Source organism: Pseudaeromonas sp. HNCC25DJ180 (assembly GCF_055413345.1).
Genome location: NZ_JBVAYF010000017.1, coordinates 17,080 through 35,172 on the forward strand (window position 1 = coordinate 17,080; position 18,093 = coordinate 35,172).

At 57.9% G+C, this 18,093-nt stretch carries 14 protein-coding genes; 5 read left to right on the plus strand and 9 right to left on the minus strand.

Going from position 1 to position 18,093, the window contains the following annotated elements; all coding sequences use genetic code 11:
• Window positions 1–87 precede the first annotated feature (87 nt).
• Complete coding sequence (locus ACZYTD_RS15035) at window positions 88–2,949, plus strand: DUF2339 domain-containing protein (protein WP_463893248.1); 2,862 nt, start codon at window positions 88–90, stop codon at window positions 2,947–2,949.
• 206 nt (window positions 2,950–3,155) lie between these two features.
• Here ACZYTD_RS15035 and ACZYTD_RS15040 read toward each other — a convergent pair whose 3' ends face one another.
• The 9 genes from ACZYTD_RS15040 to rsxA form a co-directional block, all read right to left on the minus strand.
• Window positions 3,156–4,487: a citrate transporter gene (locus tag ACZYTD_RS15040; RefSeq protein WP_463893250.1), complete on the minus strand. Its 1,332-nt coding sequence runs from the start codon at window positions 4,485–4,487 to the stop codon at window positions 3,156–3,158.
• 242 nt (window positions 4,488–4,729) lie between these two features.
• On the minus strand, window positions 4,730–6,073 hold the full coding sequence (locus ACZYTD_RS15045; protein WP_463893252.1) for a citrate transporter: 1,344 nt from the start codon (window positions 6,071–6,073) through the stop codon (window positions 4,730–4,732).
• Between the two features lie 337 nt (window positions 6,074–6,410).
• Window positions 6,411–6,671 carry an RnfH family protein gene (locus ACZYTD_RS15050; RefSeq protein WP_463893253.1) on the minus strand — a complete coding sequence of 87 codons (261 nt, stop codon included), beginning with the start codon at window positions 6,669–6,671 and terminating at the stop codon, window positions 6,411–6,413.
• Window positions 6,668–7,363 (minus strand): electron transport complex subunit E, encoded by a 696-nt coding sequence (locus ACZYTD_RS15055; RefSeq protein ID WP_463893255.1) that lies wholly within the window; start codon window positions 7,361–7,363, stop codon window positions 6,668–6,670. Before ACZYTD_RS15055 ends, ACZYTD_RS15050 begins: the two co-directional genes overlap by 4 nt.
• Window positions 7,360–8,013 (minus strand): electron transport complex subunit RsxG, encoded by a 654-nt coding sequence (gene rsxG / locus ACZYTD_RS15060; protein ID WP_463893257.1) that lies wholly within the window; start codon window positions 8,011–8,013, stop codon window positions 7,360–7,362. Before rsxG ends, ACZYTD_RS15055 begins: the two co-directional genes overlap by 4 nt.
• Window positions 8,010–8,990, minus strand: coding sequence for an RnfABCDGE type electron transport complex subunit D (locus tag ACZYTD_RS15065; RefSeq protein ID WP_463893259.1), 981 nt, complete (start codon window positions 8,988–8,990; stop codon window positions 8,010–8,012). The genes rsxG and ACZYTD_RS15065 overlap by 4 nt, the downstream gene beginning before the upstream one ends.
• Window positions 8,987–10,429 carry an electron transport complex subunit RsxC gene (rsxC, locus tag ACZYTD_RS15070; protein WP_463893261.1) on the minus strand — a complete coding sequence of 481 codons (1,443 nt, stop codon included), beginning with the start codon at window positions 10,427–10,429 and terminating at the stop codon, window positions 8,987–8,989. The genes ACZYTD_RS15065 and rsxC overlap by 4 nt, the downstream gene beginning before the upstream one ends.
• On the minus strand, window positions 10,422–10,961 hold the full coding sequence (locus ACZYTD_RS15075; protein ID WP_463893263.1) for an RnfABCDGE type electron transport complex subunit B: 540 nt from the start codon (window positions 10,959–10,961) through the stop codon (window positions 10,422–10,424). The genes rsxC and ACZYTD_RS15075 overlap by 8 nt, the downstream gene beginning before the upstream one ends.
• Window positions 10,962–10,972: 11 nt before the next feature.
• Window positions 10,973–11,551, minus strand: coding sequence for an electron transport complex subunit RsxA (gene rsxA / locus ACZYTD_RS15080; protein ID WP_463893265.1), 579 nt, complete (start codon window positions 11,549–11,551; stop codon window positions 10,973–10,975).
• Between the two features lie 366 nt (window positions 11,552–11,917).
• Between rsxA and nifL the strand changes: the two genes are divergently transcribed.
• The 4 genes from nifL to ACZYTD_RS15100 all read left to right on the plus strand — a co-directional run bounded on the left by nifL (window position 11,918) and on the right by ACZYTD_RS15100 (window position 17,668).
• On the plus strand, window positions 11,918–13,456 hold the full coding sequence (gene nifL / locus ACZYTD_RS15085; RefSeq protein WP_463893266.1) for a nitrogen fixation negative regulator NifL: 1,539 nt from the start codon (window positions 11,918–11,920) through the stop codon (window positions 13,454–13,456).
• Window positions 13,457–15,052: a nif-specific transcriptional activator NifA gene (gene nifA / locus ACZYTD_RS15090; RefSeq protein WP_463893268.1), complete on the plus strand. Its 1,596-nt coding sequence runs from the start codon at window positions 13,457–13,459 to the stop codon at window positions 15,050–15,052.
• 553 nt (window positions 15,053–15,605) lie between these two features.
• Window positions 15,606–17,396: a M4 family metallopeptidase gene (locus tag ACZYTD_RS15095; RefSeq protein ID WP_463893269.1), complete on the plus strand. Its 1,791-nt coding sequence runs from the start codon at window positions 15,606–15,608 to the stop codon at window positions 17,394–17,396.
• 59 nt (window positions 17,397–17,455) lie between these two features.
• On the plus strand, window positions 17,456–17,668 hold the full coding sequence (locus ACZYTD_RS15100; protein WP_463893271.1) for a hypothetical protein: 213 nt from the start codon (window positions 17,456–17,458) through the stop codon (window positions 17,666–17,668).
• The last annotated feature ends 425 nt before the right edge of the window (window positions 17,669–18,093 follow it).

The following is an 18,093-nucleotide window of genomic DNA, read 5'->3' on the forward strand; positions in this document are numbered from 1 at the left end:
CGCCAGGCTTGCAGTTGCCTGTGGGCTTGACTAGGGTGCTGATAATGACGGCATGAAGCTGGGCCATATGGCACTAAGGATCGGAACATGGATGGATGGCTGTGGTTGGCGGGCCTGCTGGGGCTGGTGCTGCTGCTGGGGTCGCTGGGCGGGTTGTTGGCGCTGGCACGTCTTGGCCTGGTGCAGCAGCAACTGTGGTTGCTCTCTGTCCGGTTGAGCAAGCTGGAGGCGAGTCTGGTGCGAGCCCCCGGGGTTGACGCTTCGACCTCAGCCCAGGGCGCATCTCTGACCGCGCAAAGGCCCGAGCTGACCGTGGTGCCCTCCGGGGGGCCAGCTCCTACTTCAACGTCAACGCAAGAGCCGATGCCGGAACTTATGCCGGAGTCCATGCCCAAGGTGACGGCGCTTCGTCCTGAGCAGCCACCGCGTCAGGAGGCGGCCACTCTGGCTGCGCAGTCGCACCGGGAGTCGCCACTGCGCCCCGCGGTCGTGGTTGCCCCTTTGCCACCCGTGACTGCCGTAGAGAGTGTGGAGAGTGCCTGGGCCTCACGCTGGATGGTGTGGGTGGGTGGGCTCGCTCTGGCGTTGGGCGGCGTATTTCTGGTCAAATTCGGGGTGGAGCACAGTGTGCTGGGCCCCCAGGGACGCGTGATCGCCGGGGGCGTCCTCGGCCTGCTCTTACTGCTGGCCAGCGAATGGTTGCGGCACAAAGATGCTGCCCTGCCCTGTGATGGGATAAGCCCACAAGCCGACTATGTGCCTGCGGCGTTGTCGGGGGGCGGGGTGATCGCCCTGTATGCCGCCTTGTTGACTGCTTTTGAGCGATACCAGTTGTTGGCGCCTGGTTGGGCATTTGTGCTGTTGGCCGGTGTCTCCTTTTTGGCCCTGGCCCTCTCCTTGCGCCAGGGGCCGCTGTTGGCGGTACTGGGGCTGCTGGGGGGCTATCTGGTGCCTGTGCTGGTCAGCACGTCGGCGGGTTCACTCATGGGGTTGCTCATCTATGTGGCGCTCATCTCTCTGGCGGCGTTGGGGCTGCAATATTGGGTGCAGCGACGCTGGTTGTGGTGGGGCACCCTCTTGGGTCATTTCCTCTGGCTGCTGGTGGGGCTCTTCACCCTCTATCGGGATGAACAGGGCTTTATGCTCACCTATCTGTTGCTCTCTCTCTATGCCTTCATGGCGTTGCCTGGCTTGGGCTGGCAGTTGCGCGGTCGGGATCTGCGCTGGCCCCTGAGTTGGCGCCGTTGTTCCAGCCTCATCAAGGATGTCCACTGGGTGGCGCTGCTGGGGTGTGCGCTGCTGCTCCTGCTGCTCGATTATTTTGACTACAGCGCGCAGGCCTGGCTGGCTTTGGCGTTGGGCGTGCTGGGGCTCACCTGGTTGGCGTTGCGTATCGCGGCCCTGGATCTGCTGGCTTGGGGGGCGACAGTCACTGGGCTGTTGGCGTTGGCATTACATGCTCCTGCTTGGCTGGGTGAGGGGGGCGTGTTACCGGCCTTGCCCGCCGAGTCGTTTGCCTCGTTGTGGCGCTGGACGCTGGGGATCGCTTTACTGCAGGCGGGACTCAGCTTGTGGGCTTTGCCCCGACTCTATCGCCGTGGCCTGTGGGCTTCTCTGCTGGTGGCTGCGCCGCTGATGACGCTGACTCTGCTCTATCTGCGTGCGCCGACCACCGGTTTCTGGCAGCCCAGCGCTATCGTCTGGCCTGTGCAAGCCTTGCTCGGGTTTGTGGTTGCCAGCGGACTGGCCATGTGGCGTACGCATTTTCACGTCGCTGTGCGGGTGGCCTTTCTGGCGGGTGGGCAGGGAGCCTTGGCCCTGGCCTTCATCAGTTATTGCAGTGAGACGAGCCTGACGCCTCTGCTGGCCTTGCAGCTGGCGGGGCTGGCTTATCTGGCACGCCGCGAGGCCGATTGTATTCCTCACTGGTTGCTCAAGTTGCTGGCGATTGTGGTGGTCTGTCGCCTCTCGCTTAACCCTTGGCTGCTGGATTATCCGCTGCTGGGCAGCTTTGGTATCCACTGGAGCCTGTATGGTTATGGCCTTCCCGTGCTCTGCTTCTTTGCCGCGGCTCGCTGGTTACCGCTGCGCTCCGGGCTGCAGACCCAGGCTTGGCTGGAGGCGGGTGCCTTGCAACTCTTGACCCTGTGGTTGACGCTGGAGGGGCGCTACTGGCTCTCTGACGGGCACCCCTTCGACGCGCCCTATGGTCTGGCGGATACCGCCTTGAGCAGTGTCACCTGGGGCGCGTTGGGGCTCATCTATGGTTATAAGGCGCGCTTGCATGGCACCTTGCAGCGCGTCTATGCCCTGGCCTCGCCTCTGTTGCTGAGTATGATGCTGGCCATGACGCTGCTGGGCTCGAGCCTGGCCTACAATCCGGTGTGGCAAGCCCAAACGGTAGGCAGCTGGCCGGTATTCAATCTGACGCTCCTGGCCTGGGGTGTGCCCGCCGGGTTGGCCATCCAGGCTCTGTGCCTGCCCTGGCGCGTGCCGCGCTGGTTGCAACTGGGGTTGGCCGGTTTCTCCCTGCTGCTGGGTCTGCTCTGGCTGACCTTGTGTGTGCGGCAGTTATGGCATGGCAACTGGCTCAATGCTCCCCTGGTCTATAATGCCGAGCAGTATACCTACTCGGCCGTCTGGTTGGTGGCGGCCATACTCCTGATGCTAGTGGGGAGTTGGCTGCGTCAGGCGCGGGTGCGGCAGGCGGCCTTGCTGGTCTTGGCGCTGGCGGTACTCAAGATCTTCTTGTGGGATATGAGCGACCTAGAGGGCTTGTACCGGGCTGTCTCATTTCTGGGGCTGGGCTTATGCTTGGTGGGCTTGGGGTGGTTCTATCAGCATCATGTCTTACCTATGGTTGCCAGGGCCGAGGGGTCGGCGGTTGCCAGGGCCGAGGGGGCGGCGGAGCCTAGCCAAGCACAGATCACCCAAGACTCAAGTGATTAGGAGAGCTTGCCATGCAGCGTCTGGTCAGATGGCGGATCAAAAAGAGAAAGGCCCGGCGGGCCTCTCTGTTACACCGTTGGCTGAGTCAGGCGCATCTCAAGATCGCGCCAGACCCCGTCACTGCGTTAGCCGATCCCGCTCTGGCGGCGGATCCTGGATGTCCGGGTGACACGCCCGAACAAGCGAAGTGAGCGTTAGCCCTACGCCTACTCTTGGCTTGCCGGGGCTATGACTTGGCTCGGCAGTGGGCGCTGGTGGGGCGCTGCCTTGTGCGGCGGCTGGGGGTTCCACCCCATCACGGCCAACATCACGAAGAATCCCACTACATAGGCGACGGCCACATGCCAGCCATGACGCAGCCAGTTCACGGCGGAACGCGCCTCCGGGTACATGTTGGCGAGCGCCACCCCGGCGGAGGAGCCAAACCAGAGCATGGAGCCGCCAAAGCCCACCGCATAGGCCAGCATGCCCCAATCATACCCCCCCTGCTCCAGGCAGAGCTTGGTGAGGGGAATGTTGTCGAATACCGCTGAAACGAACCCCAGGATAAAGGTGGAGAGCCAGGAGGCGGGCGGCAGTTCATCTACCGGCATCAAGGAGGCGGCGGTGACCAGCCCCATCAGGAAGATAGTCCCGGCAGTGGCATGTTTGAGTTCACCCCAAGGCGTCTTGACCACCAGGGCCCCGAGCAGGATGGCGACCCAGACACCCAGGGCCGGGAAGTCGAAGGCGTAGTTGGTGAGGATGGTGAGCACCAAGATCAGGGCCACGACCCCGAGCTTGGGCCAGGCGACGACCACATGGCTCGGTGCATCCTTGACGATGCGTTGATATTTATCTTGCTGCAAGGAGGCGATGACACCAAATAGCAGCAGGGCTACGCCTGCGGCCACATAGGCGCCCAGTACGTTCACTGGGTTGACCCCATCTATCCACATGAGCGTGGTGGTGGTGTCGCCGACCACAGAGCCTGAGCCACCGGCATTACTGGCGGCGACTATGGCGGCCAGGTAGCCGATATGCACCCGTTTATTGAACACCACGAAGGCGATGGCTCCGCCTATCATGGCGGCGGCAATATTGTCGAGAAAGGAGCTGATGACGAAGATCATTACCAGCAGGGCAAAACCCCCTTTCCAGTCGTCGGGTAGGTATTTTGGCAAGATTCTGGGGAGTTGCGATTCATCAAAGTGCTTGGCCAGAATGGCAAAACCAAACAGCAGTCCCAGCAGGTTTAGCAGTACCCGCCACTCGCCCTCTGCACCCTGTCCACCCAGTAGATGCTGGGCTAGGGAGAAGTCATGGAGCCAGAGGTATTTGCTCGCCACTATGGCGGTGAGCCCCACCAGCGACACCCACATAGTGTAGTGGTGTAGCAGGGCGACCCCCAGCAGGGTGGCGGCGAAGAGCATAAACTCCAGCCGGACGCCGCCCAGGGTCGGCATGCTACTGTCGGTGGCCAGGGCTTGAGCGGGAAATAAGAGAAACCCGAACAGCAATAGGGTTTCCAGCCACCTCTTGGCGTGTTCTATCGGCATGATGCTCTATCCATTCAAACTTCAGTTTCGTCAGGTTACCTGTCGGGTGAATGGCTTGTCATCTCTGTTGCTACCGAGCCATGCCAGTTGATCGGTTAATCTGATGTGAGCCTTGGCGTTTTTGGTTCAAGGGGGCCTGCTGCGTAAAAAACATAAAGGCCCGGCGGGCCTTTATGTTGGTGGGCCATGGGGCCCTTTACGTTGTTCTCTTTATGTCGGTCTCACCCTGTTCCGATGAGGACTCAAGAGGCTGCTTTGTTGGGGGCAGGCTGGGTTTGCTCTACGACCGTGCCGCTTTCTGCTCTGTGTGGCGCATGGGGCGACCAACCAGCCACAGCCAGCATCACGAAGAAGCCGATCACATAAGCCGCGGCCACATGCCAGCCATGGCGCAGCCAGTTGACGGCAGAGCGAGCCTCCGGGTACATGTTGGAGAGGGCCACCCCGGCTGACGAGCCAAACCAGAGCATGGAGCCGCCGAAGCCTACCGCATAGGCCAGTACGCCCCAGTCATAACCGCCCTGCTCCAGGCAGAGTTTGGTCAGCGGAATGTTGTCAAACACCGCCGAGACAAAGCCCAAGAAGAAGGTGGTGGTCCAGGAGGCGGGGGGGAGTTCATCCACCGGCATCAAGGAGGCGCAGGTGACCAGCCCCATCAGGAATATGGTCCCGCCTGTGGCATTCTTGAGTTCACTCCAGGGCGTTTTAACCACCAGGGCGCTGCCCAGAATGGCAACCCAGACTCCCAGCGCGGGGAAGTCGAAGTAGTAGTTGGTGGCAATGGCCAGCACCAGGATCAGCCCGACGACCGCGAGCTTGGGCCAGACGATAGCCACATCGATAGCGGCATCCTTGACGATGCGCTGGTACTTATCCTGCTGGAAAGCGGCCACGACGCCAAACAATACCAGGGCTACCCCGGCAGCCACATAGGCATGCAGCACATCCAATGGGTTGACCCCATCTATCCACATCAGGGTCGTGGTGGTATCGCCGACCACAGAGCCTGAGCCCCCGGCGTTGCTGGCGGCGACTATGGCGGCCAGGTAGCCTATGTGTACCCGCTTGTTAAACACCACGAAGGCAATGGCCCCGCCTATCATGGCGGCGGCAATGTTGTCGAGGAAGGCACTGATAACAAAGATCATCACCAGCAGTACAAAGCCCCCCTTCCAGTCATCAGGTAGATATTTGGGCAGGATCTGTGGCAGATCCGACTCTTCAAAGTGCTTGGCCAGAATGGCAAAGCCGAACAACAGCCCCAGCAGGTTAAGCAATACCCGCCACTCCCCTTCATGGCCATTTCCGCCCAGAATGTGGTGGGCGAAAGAGAAGTCATCCAGCCAGAGGTATTTGCTCAGTAAAATGGCGGCCAGCCCGGTCAATGAGACCCACATGGTGTAGTTGTGAAACAGCGCCACACCCAGCAGGGTGGCGGCAAAGAGAATAAATTCGAGCCTGATCCCGGCCAGGCTGAGCATGCCGCCGCTCTCAGCCGCGTGCGCCAGGGTCGGAAATAACAGGGCGCCACCCATCAGCAGTAGTGCGGAGATCAATGGCCAACCCATTTGTTTTGTTTTCATCATTTGCTCATCCTTGATTTAGTCGCGGCCCAGATTATGCGATATGCCTGGGGTGCGGTCATCTCATTGCCAAGTGTCGGATCAGTGTCTATCGAGATATCAGGCATTCCACTATCCCAGGCCTGCTCATCGTTTTGTTGCATTTATCGTCATTGCGTTTCTTTTGTCGCAGGCTTGTCGCGTTTGTCGCCACAACACATCACTATTTTGCACTGCACTGGGTAGTTTGCAAAAACAGTACCTGAAGTAGGGGTATGGCTCGGTCAATTGTGGCATGACAGCCACGCTGGCTGGGCCGAATAAAAAACCCGGCACGGGGCCGGGCTCTTCAATTCACATATCACTCGTCATCGTCATCATCGTCACCGATCACTCGCTGGATCGGGATATAGATTTCGACTCTGTCTCCGGCCTTGAGTGCGGTATCGGGTGAACAACTCTTGCCGAAAATGCCCATCTTGTGCTGGGTCGGGTCAAGATCCGGGTAGAGCTGGAACAGCGGTGAGGCTTGAAGCGCGGCGAGGGCGGTTACGGGCTCAGGTAAATCAAGCTCGAACCAATGGCCCTTGGCGCCCCGGGCGTGGGCGACACTGATCTTCATGGATGACACTCTCCCGTTGTGCTGTTGGTGACAGGTTGGCTGGCTTTATTGCGTTGACCCAGCCGTTGCAGTAGACGCTGACCTGCGAGCAGTAATCCCATAATGATGAAACCTCCCGGAGGTAATAGCATCAGCAAAAATCCACGGTAGCCCGGCAGTATGGTCAACTCCATGAAGGTAAAGTGCGGCCCCAGCAGCTGCGAGGCTCCGGTGAATAGGGTGCCACTGCCCAATATCTCTCGACAGCCGCCGACTATGACCAACCCTAGCGTGAACCCCAGGCCTGTGGCTAACCCATCCACAGTGGCAGCCAGGGGTTTGTTCTTCATGGCATACGCCTCGGCCCGGCCCAAAATGGCGCAGTTCACCACTATCAGAGCGATAAAGAGCCCCAATACCCGATGCAATTCATGCATCCAGGCATTCATCGCCTGATCCACCAATGTTACCAATGCCGCAATCAGCAGGGTGAAGATGGGGATGCGGATCTGGTTGGGCACTATGTTGCGAATGAGTGAAACCAGGAGGTTGGAGGCAACCAGTACCGCCGCCGTGATCAGTCCCATACCCAAGCCATTGGTGGCAGTGGAGGTGACGGCCATCAAGGGGCAGAGGGCCAACAACTGGGTAAAGATAACGTTGTTACGCCACAGGCCATCGGCCATCAGATTTTTGTATTCGTTTAACATCATTTATCCTCCTGGCGGTTTGTGTCCGCACTGTCCAGCAGTTGATCCTTGTGCTTGGCAAAGAGTTGTAAGGTTTCAAAGACTCCTTTGACCACGGCTCGAGGGGTGATGGTGGCACCGGTAAAGGAGTCAAATTCTCCGCCATCTTTTTTCACTTTCCAGCCATGTTCAGTGGGCTCACTGAGTGACTTGCCATTGAAACCCAGGATCCATTTAGTCTTGGCGAGCTCTATTTTGTCTCCCAGACCAGGTGTTTCCGTATGACTGACCACGCGTACACCCGTGAGGGTGCCCTGAGCATCCAGGCCTAGCAGTAGTTTGATAGGGCCAGCGTAACCCCGGCTCTCGGCAAACAGGGCGATGGCCGAGACTTTCCCTTCGCGGCGGGCGCGAAACAGGTGTACGGCTTGCCCATCCAGGGTGAGGGTTAACTCCTCTTTGGCGGGTGAGGTATCGTATAAACTGCCAGGCAGTACTTGCGCCAACATGCGCTGGGTATCAGCTTGCTGGGCGGCGGCAATGCTGCCAGCCGTCAAGTCGCTGCTCAGGGCGACGCTGCCGCATACCAACAGGGCAAAGATGCCAAGCAGCGCAGCTTGGCAGCCGGGGTGTTCACGCCAGTTTATTTTGGCTAACCGGGATAGCGCACTCATGCCTGCTCCTCCTTCTTCTCACTCTGGTAGCCATAGACGCTTTGACGGGTATAGGTATCAATGAGGGGCGTCGCCGCATTCATGATGAGAATGGCGAAGGCGACCCCTTCCGGAAAATTCCCGAACGAACGAATGACGAAGACCAGGAAGCCAAAACCCGCCCCGAAGATCACTTTTCCCAAGCTACTGGTCGGGCTGGTCACCGGATCGGTGGCAATAAAAAACGCTCCCAATAAGAGTCCGCCGCTTGTCAATTGGGCCAAGGGGAGTGGTGTGGACTCGGGAGCAAAGCACCACAGGAGTGTGCCGGGCAGTAGGCAGCCCAGCAATGATGCAACAGGGACGTGCCAGGTGAAGACATTCTGCTGGATCAGCCAGAGGCCACCCAGAATCAGCAGCAGGGCCGAGGTTTCACCCAGGCTACCGCTGCTGGCACCTAACAGATGGTGCAGCAGATCAAACGCCATGGTCTCCCCCTCCTTGATGGCGCCCAGTGTGGTGGCACCCGAGATGCCATCGGCCACCTTGTACCACTGGCCTTCATAGAAGGCGCTGGGCTTGATCCACTGGGTCATCTCCACCGGGAAGGAGATGAGCAGCACCACCCGGGCTAACATGGCCGGATTGAAGAGGTTCTGACCCAGACCACCATAGAGCTGCTTGCCAAACAGCACGGCGATGGCGCTGCCTAAGGCGCCCATCCACAGGGGGGCGTGGGGGGGTAAGCTCATGGCCAGGAGCAGGCCAGTGAGCAGGGCCGCCCCATCGTTAACTTTACCGCTGGCGTTGGGGTTGAGCTTATGAGCCATTCCTTCACACAACAGGGCGCTGAACACGCAGGTCAGCATCAGCAAGATGGCCGGGAAGCCGAACTGCAAGGCGCCCAGTAGCGCGGCAGGCAGCAGAGCCAGGTTGACCTTGAACATCAAGGTGGAAATCGAGAGCCCTTCATGGGCATGGGGTGCGCGCAGGTTCATGATGCCTCCTGTTCTGAGCGGCGAGAAGAGCGACGGGGTGATGCAGCGGCTTTGGCAGCTTTGGCTGCTTCACGTTCGGCAGCCTCCCGTTCCATTCGCTCTTTGCGGGCGGCGCTGTTGGCACAGGTCCGCTTGGTTTTTTGTGCTTCGAGTCGTCTGCGATTGAGGACTTGCTTGCCCCAGTCGAAATATTCAGTCAGGGGGATAGCGGCTGGGCAGACATAGGCGCAAGAACCACACAGCAGACAATCGCTCAGCCCCATTTGACTGGCATTGTCAAACTGATCCCGTTTGAGCTCATTGACCATCTCCAGTGGCGTCAGGCCCATGGGACAGGCGCCGACACAGCGACCACAACGTACACAGGCGCTGGGTTTTGCCTCGGGCACTTCGGACTCGGTCAGCAGCAGAATGCCACTGGTGCCCTTGGTGACGGGGGAGTGCACATCGGTGATGGCGCGCCCCATCATGGGGCCACCCAGCACAATGCGGCTGGGAGTGCTCTTCAAGCCGCCACACTGGGCTATGATCTCGGAGACAGGCATACCAATAGGCGCCAATACATTGCCTGGCTGCTCTATAGCTTCACCGCTGACAGTAATGACCCTGTGGGTGAGGGGGCGACCAAAGCGCAGAGTGGAAAATACGGCGATACAGGTGGCCACGTTCTGCACCAAGATGCCCAGCTCGGCAGAGAGTTTACCGCTGGGTACCTGCAGACCGGTGACGGCTTCAATCAACTGTTTCTCTGACCCCATTGGGTAGAGGGCAGGCAGCTCCACCACATCAATATTGGACTCATCGGCACAGAGGGCGTCCATACGCTCCAGTGCCTCGGGCTTGTTGGCTTCAATGCCAATATAGGCTTGTGTTGCCCCCGTCATCTGCATCATGTAGCGCAGCCCGCCCAGGATCAGTTCCCCCTGCTCGCGCATCAGGCGATCATCACAGGTCAGGTAGGGCTCGCACTCACTGCCATTGATGATGAGCGTGGTGATGTCGTGTTGCAAAGAGAGCTTCAACTTGTCGGCGGTCGGGAACATGGCGCCGCCCATACCGACAATACCCGCCTGGGCCACCAGATCGATCATGGCTTGCCGATCCAGCAGGCTGATATCCCGATTCAGCGGGGTCGCACTGCCCTGTTGTTCAGCGTCAACCTTGATGATGATGCTCTGCTCCGTGACGCCACTCACTTCACCACTGAGCGGGGAGTGGATGGGCATGGAGAAGCGTCCGTTGGCTTTGGCTACCAGCTGATAGGCGCTGACCCGGTCGCCCAGGGTCACGACCGGCGTGGCCGGGGCGCCCGCATGTTGGCGCAGAGGAAGAATGAGGCGTTTGGGGTTAGCCAAAGGACGGATGCTCACCTCGCTGGATAACAGCTTGTGACTGTCGGGGTGAATGCCGCCATGTGGGCGGATCTTGGCCTTAAGCATGGTGGACTCCTTGCTGGCGGTTGGCTTGCGGTTTAGCCGGACCATTCGCGGCATACTGAGGGTCGGGGTAGAGCGCGATACCATTGTGAGGACAGACTGAGACGCAGGCGCCACACCCGGTACAGGCATCGGCTATCACGCCATGCATCTGCCGTGTGGTGCCGACAATCGCATCGTAGGAGCAGGCCTTGAAGCAGCGACCACAGCCATCACAGCCCGCCATGTCGATGGCGGCCAGCATGGGTCCGCGGCTGGCGCCCGCATCAAGCGAGACGCCCAGAATGGCTGCAATCTTTTCCCCCAGCGCCTGCCCGCCAGGTGGACAGCAGTTAGGCGCCGCATTTCCTTCAGCCATGGCGAGCGCCGCCTGGCCGCAGCCAGGAAAGCCACACTGGCCACATTGGCCATTGGGTAACAGCGCCGCTATCTCTTCGACTATCGGATTGCCTTCAACCTTAAGATGGATGGCGGCAAAGCCGAGAGCATAGCCAATCACGGCTGCCAAGATGGGGATTGCAAACAGGGTTAGCATCTCTTTTCTCCTTAGCCAGCTAGGCCAGCAAATCCGGCAAAGGCCATTGCCAGAGTGCCTGCTGTGATAAAACTGATGGGGGCGCCTTGGAACAGGGCCGGGACTTCCGCGCTATCCAGTCTCTGGCGCAGGCCAGCAAAGAGGATAATCACCAATGAATAGCCCAACGCAGAACTCAGGCCGTAGACCAGGGTTTCCAGAAGAGAGAGCTTCTCTTGCACCGTCAGCAGGGCTATCCCCAGTACGGCACAGTTGGTGGTAATAAGCGGCAGGAAGATCCCCAGAGTCCGGTGCAGGGCTGGGCTCTGCTTGGCAACAAACAACTCGGTAAGCTGCACCAGGGAGGCGATCACCAGGATAAACGCGAGGAGTCGCAGATACTCCAGGTGCAGGGGTTGCAGTATCAGATGTTCCAGTAGCCAGCCCACACAGGTGGACATGGTGAGGACGAAGGTGGTCGCCATGGCCATACCCATAGCCGATTCAACCTTGTTCGACACCCCCATGAAGGAGCATAAGCCCAGAAATCGGGATAGCACCACGTTATTGACCAAGCCATTGGCCAGGGCGATCAACAGCAGTTCTTTCATGACAGCGCATTCCTTGTGCAATGTTAACTGCCACCAGTGCTGCGATTTTTATGCCATGGTCACGCACTTGCTGCGCGCAAGCCCCATCTTGGTGCGATGTGGGCGATAGTGGGCATAAACCGGCTAACAAATCCGACAATGGCCGCGACAAAGGCCAGACAAACCCCCTCTATTTGCATGGTTTTGGCGCGAAACATGACAAAAATGGCGGCTTGCTGCGGGGGCGGCTGTGGGTGGGCACAGGAATTGCTTTTGCTCATCTGAGACTGACATTTAGCTCCGTCATGAGCGACAGAGCAGACAAATTGTCAGATAGCACACAGCGGTTGAGACCAAGCCTCACCGCAGGCCATCCGAGGAGTTTCCATGAGCCAGATGACAGCCCTGCAGACCGAGCCGGCCAGCGAATTGAGCCTCGATCACCAGGCGCTCCAACACGCGCTGCAGATCCTGCCCCTAGAGCTCTTTTTGGAGGTAGTGGAGCAATCCTCCATTGCCATCTCCATCACCGATCCCAAGGCGCACATCCTCTATTGCAACCTGGCGTTCTGCCGCCTGACCGGTTACCGCCGTGGTGAGCTCAAGGGGCGCAACCACAACATTCTCTCCAGCCAGCAGACGCCCCGGGCCCGTTATGAAGAGTTATGGAAGCAGCTGCAGGATCGTCGCCCCTGGGTGGGGCGGTTGCTGAACAAGCGCAAGGATGGCTCCGTCTATTTGGCCGAGGTGACGGTCACGCCTGTCATAGGCGGCGATGGCCAGATCACTCACTTCCTGGGGATGCACCGTGACATCAGCGCCCGCTTTGCCCTGGAGCAGCGGGTACACAACCAGATGGCACTGATCGAAGCTGTACTCAACGCTGCGCCCTGGGCTGTGGCCGTGCTGAATGAAGAGAACCAGGTGGTATTGGATAATCTGGTCTACAAGACGTTGCGCACCGATCTGAAGGGGGCGGAGCCCTTCTCTGTGCTGGGTTTTGGCACCGAGTTCACCGGAACTACCTTGACTCCTGAGCAGTGGCGTCCCGTGGTGATCCGTGGACAGCAGCGCTGGTTCAGTGTGATCAGTGAATCCCTGCTGGAGCTCAACGAAGAGGCGAGCCACTACTTTGGTGAGGGCAAGCGCCCTTGCACCCTGCTCATCATTGCCGATCTCACCGAGCGTCGGGAGCAGATAGAGCAGATGCGCCTGGCCCACCTGCGTGGCGAGATTGAAGAGCAGAAGATGCTGGCGGCCGTGAGTGAGACCCTGGATGCGGCGCTGGTGCAGATGCAGGCCCCGCTCAACCTGCTGCGGGCGGCGTTGCGCCTGACGCCGGATAGCGAGCCGCGTAACCAGTTGGCCATGAAGGTGGCGCTGGACGAGGGGACGCAGGCCATGCGTCGTCTGGATGCCTGCCGGCCGCGCTTGCAGGTGGTCAAGCGCTCCCACTTCCTGCTGCAGGAGGTACTGCGGGATCTGCAGGATCTTTTCCTGCCGCGCAGTCGTAGCGGCCAGCTCTCTTTGCAGATCGATATTCCCGAATTTGACATCGAGCTGGCCGGGCAAAGGCTGCGCTTGCTGACCGCCCTCTGCCTGCTGCTGGAACGAGCCTGCCTATTGGTGGGGATCGAGCGGGGGGGGGCAGAACGCGGGAGGGTGCGGCTGGAGGTCAAGGTTCAGAGCCATGAGTTGAGTCTGAGTGTGGACGATAATGGTCCCGCGCCGGAGGCTCTGGCTTCCCATAAATTGTTACAACCCTTCACCGCCCTCTCTGCCGAGTGTTCTGGGGGGATCGAACTCAGCTTGGTGCAGAGCATCATCACGGATCACAAGGGTGTGATCGAGGTGACCCAGAGTGAGTTGGGTGGGTGTTGCATCCGCCTGCGTCTTCCGTTGCTGCATTGCCAGGAGGCTATTTAAATGAGCAACTTCACTTCCGCTGCGGCGCCCCAGACCGCCAATCGTAGTTTGACCATGCAGCAGCAGCTCAACGCCCTGCATCAGATCAGCGTGGTGCTCAGTCGCTCCCTGGATCTGGAGCAGACCCTGGGCGCCATGCTGCAGAGCCTGCACGATCACGCCCAGATGCAATATGGCATGGTCTCCCTGTTTGACCATGATCGCAGCGCCCTGTTTGTCCAGGCCATGCATGGCATCGATGCCGAGGTGATCAAGGATGTGCGTGGGGTGCGCTATCGCATGGGGGAGGGCATTCTTGGCACTGTCATGCATCAGGGCCACTCCTTGGTGATACCGCGCGTGGCCGATGATCCGCGCTTTCTCGACCGCCTGAATCTCTATGACTATGGCTTGCCCTTCATCTGTGTGCCCATTCCCGGCGCCGACAGTCGCCCCATAGGCGTGCTGGCGGCCCAGCCCCTGTCGGCTGACGAAGAGGGGCTACCGGCCCGCACTCGGTTTCTCGAGATGGTGGCGAATCTGACGGCCCAGACAGTGCGTCTGGTGGGCCAGGCGCACCAGGCTCATGAGGCGATCCGCACCGAGCGGGACAGTTTGCGGCGTAAGGTGCGCAGTCAATATGGCTTTGACAACATGGTGGGCCAGACGGTGGTCATGCGGCAGATCTTCGACTCCATTCGCCAGGTTGCCAAGTGGGATACCACAGTGCTGGTGCGTGGCGAGAGTGGTACCGGTAAGGAGCTGATTGCCAACGCTATCCACTACAACTCACCTCGCGCCTCCGGCCCCTTCGTCAAGCTCAACTGTGCCGCCCTGCCTGACTCCTTGCTGGAGAGTGAACTGTTCGGTCACGAGAAGGGGGCGTTTACCGGGGCGGTGAAGATGCGCAAGGGGCGCTTCGAACTGGCCGATGGGGGCACCCTGTTCCTGGATGAAATCGGCGAGATCAGTGCGCCCTTCCAGGCCAAGTTGTTGCGCATACTGCAAGAGGGCGAAATGGAGCGGGTCGGCGGCAGCGAGACGATTTCGGTGGATGTCCGCATCGTGGCCGCCACCAACCGCAGCCTGGAAGATGAGGTGCGGCAGGGGCGCTTCCGTGAGGATCTCTACTACCGACTCAATGTGATGCCGATTCAACTGCCCGCGCTGCGTGAGCGGCTGGAAGATATTCCTGAGCTGGCCCGTTTCCTGGTCAGCAAGCTCTCCCACAAGCAGGGACGCGAGATCAAGATCAGCGATGGCGCATTGCGTCTGCTGCTGGGCCACGACTGGCCGGGCAACGTCCGGGAGCTGGAGAACTGTTTGGAGCGCGCCTCCATCATGTCCGAGTCCGGGCTCATAGACAGAGACGTGGTGGTGTTCAACAACAATAATCAGGAGCCACGGATGCCCGCCAGCAGCGGCACAACCGTGGCACGTCAGGCCAGCACCGAGATGGACTTTAACGATCCGCAACTGGATGAGCGTCAGCGTCTGATTGCCGCCCTGGAGCGCTGTGGTTGGGTGCAGGCCAAGGCCGCCCGCCTGCTGGGCATGACCCCGCGTCAGATTGCCTATCGCATCCAGATCATGAATATCAACATGCGCAAGATGTGACGGTCGGCTCGGCCGGTGCACTTCGCTATCGCACCAACAGCAACTCCTAAATCGCCTTCCTCAAAAGAAGGCGTTTTTTTATGCACGGCTGCCTGTCATTTGTGGCAGGTTTTTGGGTGTGGCACCGGGCCTGCTGGTCAGATGTTCTGTTTAGCCGACGGGAATCGTGAGGCCATATATCAGATGTGACCGTTATCACGCTTTGGGCGTGTGCGGCGCATTGGTTTTTAATTCATTAAAAATCAATAGATTGATATTAACTGCCCATTTTTTTGTTATCTATGCCATGTGATTGTCACATTGGAATAAAATGTTGCCACATGAATGTCAGGGTTTTGTTCTTGCTAATTAATGCTTTTAACCGCGAGCTAATAGTATTAGCGTGAGGGTGTGCACACTGAAACAAGGAGCCTGTGTCTGTGTGGTTGGTCAATGGACTTATATTCCATTGCGCCAAATTAAAATATTTTTATTCAAGGGGAGTTAATTCGAATCGGCAGGGTTTGATTATTGGTAGATGAATTTCGATTAATTTCAGGGAAGGATATTAATAATGAATAATTCTAAGGCGCACACCACAACAACCATATTAACTACCACGCTGGCGCTCTCCTGCTCCCTCTTCGCGCTGACGGCGCCTGCGGCTACCTGGGTGGAGGCGGGAGCCTCTGCTAGCGTGTTGCAAGCCAGACAGAGTGCGTTGAGCTCTGGCAATAATCGTTTCTTGCCGCGCCATCCGCAGCAGAGCCTGCAGCGTTCACCGCACTTGCGCAAATGGCAATATTACAAGGGGGTCCGGGTATTGGGGGCCGAGATCATTGAACACGCCAAACCCGCAGCCACAGTGCCGCCCGTGACCGGTTTGGTTGTCGAGGGCTTGACGCTGAAGCAGCTGACACCGCGCTTGAGCAAAGAGTTGGCCTTGCAGACGGCGCTGGATCATTACCCTGATGCGGATCGAGTCGAGGGGGCTAAGGTCGAGCTGGTGATCAGCGTACCAGGTCCCCAAGAAAAACTGGCTTACCTGGTGAACTTTATGGTTCACACGCCTGACGGCCCTAAGCGTCCATTCCTGTTATTGGATGCGCAGAGTGGTGTCGTGTTGCAGGAGTATGATGGTTTGACCCATGTCGAGATTGGCACCGGGCCGGGCGGAAATCGCAAGACTGGACGTTATCTTTATGGAACTCAGTATCCTAAATTGGATCTGACCAAGAAGGGCAGTACCTGCACACTGGCAACCCCGAATGTAAAGACCATAGATCTTAATCACGGCACCGCGGGCAGTCAGGCGTTTAGCTTCACCTGCTCTAAAAACAACTACCAGGCCATCAATGGCGCTTACTCACCGCTCAATGATGCCCACTTCTTCGGTAATCTGGTCTACAAAATGTATCAAGAGTGGCTCAATACCGCCCCCTTGAGCTTCCGGCTGCAAATGAAGGTCCATTATGGTAACCGCTACAGCAATGCCTTCTGGGATGGCAGTAGCATGACCTTTGGCGACGGGGGCTCCCAGTTTTATCCGCTGGTGGCGCTGGATGTGGTGAGTCATGAGGTGAGTCATGGTTTTACCGAGCAGAACTCAGGGCTGGAATATTGGGGCCAGTCCGGCGGGATCAATGAGGCTTTCTCCGACATAGCGGGTGAGGCTGCCGAGTGTTATCGCTCCAGCAAGCCGGATGGCAGCTGTGAGGTGGACTTTTTGGTTGGGGCGACCATCATGAAGGGGCAAGGTGCACTGCGTTACATGAGTAATCCACCACAAGATGGTCTCTCCATCGATCAGGCGGCCGATTATAATGATGAGCTGGATGTGCATTACTCTTCAGGGGTTTATAACAAGGCCTTCTATTTGTTGGCCAATGAGCCTGGTTGGGGAGTAAAAAACGCCTTCAAGGTGTTTGCCAAGGCGAACCAAAACTATTGGCTAAGTACCACTGATTTCAACTCCGGGGCTTGTGGCGTGCAATATGCGGCGGCGGATCTGGGACTCAGTATCGAGGCGGTACGCAACAGCTTTCAGCAAGTGGGGGTCAGCTGTCCGCTAACCGCGCAGGTGGATACCTATTCGGCCAATTTGCGTCAAGGTGAGTGGGTTTTTTATGGCCCGTTTACCAGTGTTACCGGGCCTCTGGTGGCCGAGATGAGTGGCACAGGCAATGCCGATCTGTATGTCCTGAATGGAGCCTTTCCTAGTGAGGAGAGCTTTGATTGCCGTCCCTTCTCTCGGGACAGTACAGAGCGTTGTTCTGTCCCTGCCGCGGATAATATTTATGTGGCGGTGCGTGGCTTTAGCGGCACGTCGAGTTTTAAGTTGGCCGTGAGTCATTATCAACCCTGATATTAAATGGCCAGGCGGGTTTATGCCTGGCCATTTTCTTGGCCACAACGCTAACTAATTTGCCAACGATCACTCATGTTGCAAACACCACGCTGTTTATTCGCTACCACAATGCTGAGTTCATTACTCTGTGCCATCCAATCCCAGCCTCAGCCGCACAATGGCGCGACGCCTCTTTGGGGCCCTGGAATGCCGCCCGCCTGCTGGGCATGACCCCGCGTCAGATTGCCTATCGCATCCAGATCATGAATATCAACATGCGTAAAATGTAATCACAACACCTTGTCTATTTAGGATAATAAAGCACCAGGAGGTATCTATCGGGTGCTTTTTTATTTTGAAACAGATGACACTGTCAGATTTGACGGGAAAATCAAAAACTCAATTTCCACAGTAAATTATTCTGTTTTTTATTTAAAAATTTAACAAAAAATTATTTTAAGTGATGAATTAATAGTCGGTGACTTGGTTGATATTTAAATATTTACTTAATAATCAATAAGTTGTGTTTATTGATGTTTTTGATAACTAATTAGTAGTTAAATAATGCTTGTCATGCATCATGGTGTATTCTTCTTTTCAATCGGAAGCCTGTTATATCTTGCACTGTTAAATTAATGAGAATGCTATAGCGTGTGGCGCTAGGTGACACCTATAGCTGTTTTGACTGGTTTTTATTTAATTCGACCTTGCAAAG

Bases quoted from the DNA above. Each gene is read 5' to 3' on its own strand.
- ACZYTD_RS15035 (WP_463893248.1), top strand. From the start codon at position 88: ATGGATGGATGGCTGTGGTTGGCGGGCCTGCTGGGGCTGGTGCTGCTG.
- ACZYTD_RS15040 (WP_463893250.1), bottom strand. From the start codon at position 4,487: ATGCCGATAGAACACGCCAAGAGGTGGCTGGAAACCCTATTGCTGTTC.
- ACZYTD_RS15045 (WP_463893252.1), bottom strand. From the start codon at position 6,073: ATGATGAAAACAAAACAAATGGGTTGGCCATTGATCTCCGCACTACTG.
- ACZYTD_RS15050 (WP_463893253.1), bottom strand. From the start codon at position 6,671: ATGAAGATCAGTGTCGCCCACGCCCGGGGCGCCAAGGGCCATTGGTTC.
- ACZYTD_RS15055 (WP_463893255.1), bottom strand. From the start codon at position 7,363: ATGATGTTAAACGAATACAAAAATCTGATGGCCGATGGCCTGTGGCGT.
- rsxG (WP_463893257.1), bottom strand. From the start codon at position 8,013: ATGAGTGCGCTATCCCGGTTAGCCAAAATAAACTGGCGTGAACACCCC.
- ACZYTD_RS15065 (WP_463893259.1), bottom strand. From the start codon at position 8,990: ATGAACCTGCGCGCACCCCATGCCCATGAAGGGCTCTCGATTTCCACC.
- rsxC (WP_463893261.1), bottom strand. From the start codon at position 10,429: ATGCTTAAGGCCAAGATCCGCCCACATGGCGGCATTCACCCCGACAGT.
- ACZYTD_RS15075 (WP_463893263.1), bottom strand. From the start codon at position 10,961: ATGCTAACCCTGTTTGCAATCCCCATCTTGGCAGCCGTGATTGGCTAT.
- rsxA (WP_463893265.1), bottom strand. From the start codon at position 11,551: ATGAAAGAACTGCTGTTGATCGCCCTGGCCAATGGCTTGGTCAATAAC.
- nifL (WP_463893266.1), top strand. From the start codon at position 11,918: ATGAGCCAGATGACAGCCCTGCAGACCGAGCCGGCCAGCGAATTGAGC.
- nifA (WP_463893268.1), top strand. From the start codon at position 13,457: ATGAGCAACTTCACTTCCGCTGCGGCGCCCCAGACCGCCAATCGTAGT.
- ACZYTD_RS15095 (WP_463893269.1), top strand. From the start codon at position 15,606: ATGAATAATTCTAAGGCGCACACCACAACAACCATATTAACTACCACG.